Origin of the sequence: Ideonella azotifigens, assembly GCF_006519715.1 — a bacterium.
Lineage (GTDB): Bacteria > Pseudomonadota > Gammaproteobacteria > Burkholderiales > Burkholderiaceae_C > Ideonella > Ideonella azotifigens.
This window is the reverse complement of record NZ_VIDT01000269.1, coordinates 1-6,949: the sequence shown is the minus strand read 5'-3', so window position 1 is coordinate 6,949 and position 6,949 is coordinate 1. Positions and strand designations below refer to the sequence as shown.

Here is a 6,949-nt window from a genome sequence, read left to right as displayed (position 1 = left end):
CTCGGCAGCAGCGAGCAGTTCGCCGAGGTGCTGACGCCACTCGCCGACAAGCTGGGCGCCGCCCTGGGTGCGAGCCGCGCGGCGGTCGACGCGGGCTATGCGCCGAACGACTGGCAGGTAGGCCAAACCGGCAAGATCGTGGCCCCCCAGCTGTATGTCGCCTGCGGCATCAGCGGCGCGATCCAGCACTTGGCTGGCATGAAGGATGCCAAAGTCATCGTGGCGATCAACAAGGATGCGGAGGCGCCGATCTTCGGCGTCGCGGACTACGGCCTGGTCGCCGACCTGTTCGTCGCCGTTCCCGAGCTGACCGATGCGCTGTGACACGGCGGGCGCCGCGAGCGCCAGCCGTGAGCGAACGGCCTGAACCGAGGCGCATGCCATGACCCTTTCGTACCAGCACGTCTCCGCCGAACTGCGGCTGTTCCACGGCAGCGAGAGCCTGCTGGCGCTGCGGCGGGAACTCGAACGCGCCGGCTCCCGTCGTGCGGTGATCATCTGCGGCCGGACCATTGCGCGCAGCACCGAGCTGCAGATGCTTCGCGAGACACTGGGGCCGCTCGTGGCCGGCGTCTGCCCATCGGCCAGGGAGCACAGCCCCGTGGCAGGTATCGAGGAAGCGGCAAGCCTCTTCGAGCAACTCGGCGCCGATGCCATCGTCGCGGTCGGCGGTGGCTCCGCGGCGGTGACCGCGCGCGCCGCGGCCATCCTGAACGGCGAGCGGCGGCCACTGGCGGAACTCTGCACCCGCCGCATGGCCGATGGCAGGTTCGAGAGCCCGCGCCTGAATGCGCAGAAGCTGCCGCTGTTCGTGGTGCCCACCACGCCCAGCACCGCCTTCGTCAAGGCCGGCACCGCGGTGCACGATGCCCAGGGCAAGCGGCTCGCGCTGTTCGACCCCAAGACGCGAGCACGGGCGGTCTTCGTCCATCCCGGCTTCCTGCAGACGGCGCCAGACGCACTCGTGCAGAGTGCGGCGCTGAACGCCCTGGCAAATGCCGTGGAAGCGCTTGAATCGCCGCAGTGCGATCCGGTCTCCGAGGCCCTGTTGATGCAGGCGCTGCGGCTGGTGCAGCGGGGCCTGACGGCCTTCGATGGCCCGCACGCCAGCGAAGCACGGGAAACGCTGGTGGTGGCCGCGCTGCTCTGCGGCCGCGGCACCGAGCAGGGTGGCACTGGCCTGGCCTCGGTGCTTGCGCATGCCATCGGCCAGCGCTCGCATGTGGCGAACGGCGTCGTCAATGCGATCGTGCTGCCGCACACCATGCGCTTCAACGCACCGGTCACCGCGCAGCGCTCGCCGTCCATCCGGCAGGCGCTGGCCGAGCTTGATGCCGAGCCGTCGGCCGACACCTCGGCGATCGGCCGCGTCCAGGTGCTGCTCGCGCGTGTCGACCTGCCGCGTCGTCTGCGGGACATCGGCGTGCTGCACGACGACCTGGCGCCGCTTGCCGATGCCGCCATGGCCGACTGGTTCGTGAGCCGCAATGCACGGCCGGTGAAGGACGTGCAGACGCTGCTGGAAGTGCTCGAAGCGGCTTGGTGACTGGGTTTGCTGCAGCGTGCCGCGGTGAGTTAGCCGAACTTACCTCGGCTGCCATAAAAGGCGACTCGACATCGGCTGGCGACACGCGGAACATGCCGTGTCGATCCCCATCGCGGCACGCTTCGTTGTCGTGATCGACAGCAGCCTCGGCATCTGCCGTCCTGACACGGGAGTCCGGCGTGCTCAAGGTGCTCACTGGCCTGGGGCCAAAGTGAGGCCGGTGCTGGTGGCGCCTGTGCAGGTTGGCGACGGCGGGCACTGCTTCCATTGACCTTTTTGTCGACCGGCCGAGACAACCCGGATCGGCCTTTCCGCTGAACCGAAAGACCATGCAAACTTCTGCAGCCACAGTCCACGAGCGCCCAGCCTTCCTGGGCTCCACCAAGCAGCTGCTCATCGGCGGCCAATGGGTGCCCGCCGCTTCCGGTGAGGCCTTCGATACCTTCAACCCGGCCGATGGCACCGTCATCGGTCGGTTGGCGCGCGGTGGCCCGGTGGACATTGACCGCGCAGTCGCAGCAGCCCGTGCCGCTTTCGAGGGCCCCTGGAGCCGCTGGAAGCCGATCGAGCGGCAGCGCCTGCTGCTGCGCATCAACGATCTGCTGCTGGCGCACGCCGAAGAGCTTGCGGTGCTCGAGACCATGGACATGGGCGCGCCGCTCTCGCGCACTCGTTCGACTGTGCAGTGGATCTCTCAGACCATCCTGCACTTCGCTTCGTGCACCGGCGCGGCGACGACGACCACGTCCAGCCATTCGCTGCCCGGAGAGGTGATGGCTCTGACCCACAAGACCCCGCTGGGTGTCGTGGGCGGCATCATTCCGTGGAACGGGCCGCTCGGTGGCCAGTGGTGGATCCTCGGGCCGACGCTGGCCACGGGCTGCACCTGCGTACTGAAGCCGGCCGAGGACGCCTCGCTGTCGGTGCTGCGCTTCGCCGAGATCATGGCCCAGGCGGGTGTGCCAGACGGCGTCATGAACATCGTCACCGGCTACGGCAGCGAGGCGGGTTCCGCGCTGGCGGCGCATCCTGGCGTGGACAAGATCTCGTTCACCGGCTCGACGGAGACCGGGAGGAAGATTGTCGCGGCCTCGGCCGGCAACCTGAAGCGTCTTCAGCTCGAACTCGGCGGCAAGTCCCCGGACATTGTCTTCGCCGATGCAGACCTCGACATCGCGGTGCCCGGTGCCGCCATGGGCGTGTTCTCCAACAGCGGCCAGATCTGCTATTCCGGTACCCGGCTGTTCGTGCAGCGCCGGGTGCAGGAAGAGTTCGTCGAGCGGCTGCGGCATTTCAGCGCCGGACTCAAGGTGGGGAACGGGCTGCAGCCGGACGTCGACCTCGGCCCGCTCATCTCGGCGCGCCAGCTCGACCGGGTGATGGGCTACGTGAAGATCGGCAGCGAAGAGGGCGCGGTGCTTGCCGCCGGGGGCGCGCGCCTGGGTAACGAGCTGGCCAATGGGTACTTCGTCGAGCCCACGGTTTTCTCGGACGTGGCCAACACCATGGCAATCGCACGGGAAGAGATCTTCGGCCCTGTGATCTCGGTGATCCCCTTCGACACGGTGGACGAGGTGCTGAAGATGGCCAATGACTCGGAGTTTGGTCTGGCCGGCGGCGTCTGGACCCGCGATCTGAGCACTGCACATCGAGTCTCGCAAGGCATCCGCTCAGGCACGGTCTGGGTGAACTGCTACGGCATGGTCGATCCGACTGTGGGCTTCGGTGGCTGCAAGGCCAGTGGCTACGGCTGGAAGGGGAGTACCGAGCATGTCGAAAGCTTCCTGCAGCGCAAGGCCGTCTACATCAACCTGAACTGAACCACTGAGTTGCAGACAGTGCAGCGGGGGACGAGCAGTGAAATATCTCAGGCAAACGGTCGTGGCCATGGGCTTGCTGGCCACGAGTTCGGCCGCCCTGGCCCAGGCCTATCCGAACAAGCCGATCCGTCTGGTCGTTCCCTTCGCACCAGGCGGTTCAACCGATGTGGTGGCGCGGGTGATCGCCCCCTCGATGGGCCGCAAGCTCGGGCAGACCGTGATCATCGAGAACCGCCCTGGCGGCGGCGGCGTGACTGCCACCAACGAGGTTCTCCGGTCGCCACCCGATGGCTACTCTTTGGCCATGGCCACGCCATCTACGACGGCTGCCAATCCGGCCATCAGCACCAAGGCGCCCTACGGTCCTGCCGACCTCACCGCCATCATCGACGTTGCTGCGACGCCCACAGTCATTGCCGTCAATCCCAGCTTCCCGGCCAAAGACTATGCCGGCTTCTTGGCGGAGTTGAAGCGCAAGCCCGCCAGCTACGCCTATGCCTCATCGGGCATGGGCGGAATCAGCCACCTGCAGATGGAAACCTTCAAGAGCCTGACCGGCGTGTTCATCACCCACATTCCCTACCGTGGTGCGGCACCGGCCCTGAACGATGCGGTAGCGGGCCAGGTCCAGGTTGTGATGGATGCGCTGCCTTCGGCGCTGCCATTCATCAAGGCTGGCAAGTTGGTGCCGCTGGTGGTCGCATCGCCCGAGCGTTTGAGCGACTTCCCGGACGTGCCGACCTTTGCCGAGGTCGGGCTGGCCCCAATGAACCGCATGTCCGCCTTCGGCATCGTCGGTCCCAAGGGCATGCCTCCGGAACTGGTACGCAAGATCAATGAAGCGGTGCGCGCCGCGCTGGAGGAGCCGGCGGTCCGGCAGCAGATCGAGAGGAGCGGCGCGATGGTGATCACCGGCTCGCACGAGCAATACACGGCGGAGATCAACAGCGAGTTTGCGCTGCTCAAGCGGGTGGTGGCCGAGCGCAAACTCACCATGGACGGCTCAAACTGAGGCCCCGATGAGCGACATCTACTCTCTCGAACGTTTCTTCCGCCCGCGCAGCGTGGCCATCGTGGGCGCCTCGCCGCAGGCTGGCTCCCCCCGCAACGCGATTGTCAAAGTACTGCTCAAGCATGGCTTCGAAGGCCGCGTCTACCCGGTCAGCCCGACCCATGCCGAGGTTGAAGGGCTGGCAACCTTCAAGTCGGTGGCCGAATTGCCCGAGACGCCCGACGTGGCACTCCTCATCACCCCCGCCCACACGGTGCCGGACATCGTCGCGCAGTGTGGCGTGAAGGGCATTCGCCATGCGATCGTCTTCAGTGCCGGCTTCGAGGAGACTGAGGCTGGCAAGGTCCACGCCGCCCGATTGGTGGAGGCAGCCGCCCGCTGCCACGTGACCGTGATGGGGCCGAACTGCCAGGGCGTCTGGTCGGTTCGCAACAAGAGCATGCTGACCTACAGCCCGGCTCTGCAGAACCTGGATGCGGTCCAGCATGCGCCGATCGCCGTGGTCAGCCAGAGCGGCGCCCTGGCCGGTGCCATCGGCAATGCGATGCAGCGCAATGGCATCGGCTGCTCGTACATGGTCAGCGTTGGCAACGAGACCTGCCTGGACGCGCTGGAAGTGCTCGACTGGGTGGTGGACCAGGACGACGTGCGGGTCGTGGCGCTCTACATCGAGGGCTTGAACGACGCCCACCGCATGCTCGGCATCGCGCAGAAGGCGCGCCGGCGCGACGTGCAGATCGTCGTGCTGAAGGCCGGCCGATCGGCGATGGGCCAGCAGGCCACGGCCTCCCACACCGGCAAGATTGCGTCCTCTCATTCGGTCTATGCGGACGTACTGGAGCAGGCGGGGGTCATGTCGGTGGACAGCCTGGTTGACCTGTTGCTGGCGGTCGAGGTGCTGTCGTTCATGCGCGCTCCGCGGGCGAGCGGCGATCCGAAGGGCGGCATTTCGGTGCTGAGCTCGTCAGGCGGCGCTGGCGCGCTGCTGGCCGACCACAGCAGCCATTGCGGTGTCCCATTGACCGAGTTTGGCGACGCCACCACGGTGCGACTTGAAGCCCTGCTGCCCGACTTCGCGCGCAAGGCCAACCCGATTGACCTGACCGGGCAGATCAATACCGTGGCGAACCTGTTCCGCGACACCTGCCATGCGATCGCGGACGATCCCCGTACCGAAGCCATCGTCGTGCAGTACGCCAGCAGCGGCAGGAGGTATCTGCAAGAAGATGCAGCGGTGTTCAAGGCCCTGGGCAGCCAGCTTCCGGTGATCGTCAGCTTCGTCGGCGAGACCATGGCGCCGGAGACCCGGCGGGCGTTCCGCGAAGCCGGTGTGCTGCTGGCTGCCGATCCGTCGACCACCATGCAGGCGCTGTCGTGGCTCTACCGGCGCATGCGGTACCGGGCGCTGCCCGAGGTACGCGAGCGGGTGGCGCTGCTGCCGCGTGCAGCCCCTTCAGACTGGAACCGCACGATGCGGTTCTGCGAGGACGGCGGCATCACCCCGGCCCGCTGGACGGTGTTGCGCGCTGGCGACCGAGCGGCGCAGGCCTGTGCCGACATGGCCCTTCCGCTGGTGGTCAAGGTCCTGCCTTCCGAGGCCGAGCACAAGACCGAACTCGGCCTGGTGCGTTTGCGGGTGGGATCGTTCGACGAGGTGGACCTGCTGGCGGCGGAGTTCCGAGCCAGGCTGGGCAGGCCTGGCGCCCGCATTCTGGTGCAGGAGATGGTCGGCGAGGGCGTCGAGGTGGTGCTGTCCTGCCTGAGGGAAACCGACTTCGGCCCCATCATCTCCCTGGGGACCGGCGGCGTCGCGATCGAGCTCTACCGCGACGTTGCCCACCTCGCGCTGCCCGTGACTTCCGCGCAGGTGCGCGCGGCACTGCACAAGCTCAAGCTGTGGACCCTGCTGCAGGGCTTCCGGGGCAAGCCGGCGGCCGATGTGGATGCGCTGGTGAATGCCGCGGTCGCATTCGGCGACCAATTCATGGCGGCGTCGGATATCCGCGAGTTCGAGATCAATCCGCTGATCGTCGGTGCACAGGGCCAGGGACTGCGGGCCGTGGATGCGTTGGTGGTAGCCCGCTAGGAACCTATCCGTCAACGATGTTGACACCCAACGGCAACTTGCGGAATGCGAGGATGGCCGCGGTCAGGTGATTGAGGGCGACGAAGCTGCGCGTTCCAAGCTCACCAGCGTCAGGCTGGCGCAGCGCGCGCGCATCGTGCTGCTGGCGGCGCAAGGCCTGCGGAACAAGGACATTGCCGAGCAATTGGGGATCGGTCGCGTGCAGGTGGCGCGCTGGCGCGAGCGCTATCTGGAGTTGGGGCTCGAAGGCATCAAACGCGACCTGCCGCGCGGTGCTCCGCCGGTGAAGGTGGATTCCGCCAAGCTGGTGGAGCTGACCACCCAAACCACACCGCCTGCGGCCACTCACTGGAGCACCCGCAAGATGGGCGAAGTGCTGGGGGTCAGCGCCAGCACCGTCATGCGACATTGGCAAGCGCATGGCTTGAAGCCGCACGTCGTTCACGGCTTCAAGATCTCGCGCGATCCGAAGTTCGTCGAGAAGC

Annotated in this window: 6 protein-coding genes; all 6 read left to right on the top strand. The window is 67.0% G+C overall.

From position 1 onward, the window contains the following. Nucleotides 1-324 (top strand): electron transfer flavoprotein subunit alpha/FixB family protein (locus tag FKP22_RS16440; protein WP_211361432.1); only part of this gene is annotated, 324 nt, incomplete at its 5' end. Nucleotides 325-382: 58 nt separating this feature from the next. Next, nucleotides 383-1,546, top strand: coding sequence for an iron-containing alcohol dehydrogenase family protein (locus FKP22_RS16435; RefSeq protein ID WP_141288538.1), 1,164 nt, complete (start codon nucleotides 383-385; stop codon nucleotides 1,544-1,546). 329 nt (nucleotides 1,547-1,875) lie between these two features. Continuing rightward, complete coding sequence (locus tag FKP22_RS16430) at nucleotides 1,876-3,366, top strand: aldehyde dehydrogenase family protein (protein WP_141288537.1); 1,491 nt, start codon at nucleotides 1,876-1,878, stop codon at nucleotides 3,364-3,366. A 67-nt stretch (nucleotides 3,367-3,433) separates the two neighbouring features. Continuing rightward, nucleotides 3,434-4,378, top strand: a complete 945-nt coding sequence (locus FKP22_RS16425) for a Bug family tripartite tricarboxylate transporter substrate binding protein (protein ID WP_141288536.1) — start codon at nucleotides 3,434-3,436, stop codon at nucleotides 4,376-4,378. A 7-nt stretch (nucleotides 4,379-4,385) separates the two neighbouring features. Further along, the gene (locus tag FKP22_RS16420) at nucleotides 4,386-6,464 is read left to right on the top strand and encodes an acetate--CoA ligase family protein (RefSeq protein ID WP_141288535.1); all 2,079 of its coding nucleotides are present in this window, start codon (nucleotides 4,386-4,388) and stop codon (nucleotides 6,462-6,464) included. Between the two features lie 136 nt (nucleotides 6,465-6,600). After that, on the top strand, nucleotides 6,601-6,949 hold a 349-nt coding region (locus FKP22_RS16415; RefSeq protein WP_233446859.1), incomplete at its 3' end, for a helix-turn-helix domain-containing protein.

What these genes read in the sequence shown, in the direction of transcription:
- FKP22_RS16435 (WP_141288538.1), top strand. Translation starts at nt 383, where the DNA reads ATGACCCTTTCGTACCAGCACGTCTCCGCCGAACTGCGGCTGTTCCAC.
- FKP22_RS16430 (WP_141288537.1), top strand. Translation starts at nt 1,876, where the DNA reads ATGCAAACTTCTGCAGCCACAGTCCACGAGCGCCCAGCCTTCCTGGGC.
- FKP22_RS16425 (WP_141288536.1), top strand. Translation starts at nt 3,434, where the DNA reads ATGGGCTTGCTGGCCACGAGTTCGGCCGCCCTGGCCCAGGCCTATCCG.
- FKP22_RS16420 (WP_141288535.1), top strand. Translation starts at nt 4,386, where the DNA reads ATGAGCGACATCTACTCTCTCGAACGTTTCTTCCGCCCGCGCAGCGTG.